1 pseudogene is annotated in these 425 nt (G+C 72.9%); it reads right to left on the bottom strand.

Going from position 1 to position 425, the window contains the following annotated elements:
• A pseudogene (locus tag IF54_RS0139015) lies at window positions 1-425 on the bottom strand (phytoene desaturase); the annotation flags it as partial.

Raw genomic sequence — 425 nt, 5'->3', positions numbered from 1 at the left:
TAGGCGGCCAGGGCGCGTTCGGGTGCGACGCCCGCGTACAGGGACTGGAAGGAGAACACGCGTCGCAGCCGCTCGTCGCCGAGGAACCGTCCGATGCGCGCGTCCAGCCGCCCGAAGCCGCCGAGGGCGGCCAGCCGGGCCAGGTCGGGGTGGAGCAGTTGCAGGGGCGAGTCGAAGTCGGCGTCGATGAAGCGCCGCATCTGCACCCGGTAGAGCTTCTCCAGCCAGACGCGCAACTTGCGGTATCCGTCGGCCTCGCGCGCACCGGCGAAGCGCTCGATCTCCGCCTCCATGGCCCCGGCGTCGGTGTGCACGTCCAGGGAGCTGCCGTCGGCGAACTGCGCCCGGTAGGCCGGGTGCAGGGGCAGGAGGTCGACGCGTGCGTGCAGGCTGTCGCCGACGGCGGCGAACGCCTCGTCGGCGAG

It is taken from the genome of Streptomyces sp. NRRL B-3229 (assembly GCF_000719505.1).
Lineage (GTDB): Bacteria > Actinomycetota > Actinomycetes > Streptomycetales > Streptomycetaceae > Streptomyces > Streptomyces griseorubiginosus.
This window is presented reverse-complemented; position numbering and strand designations above follow the sequence as displayed.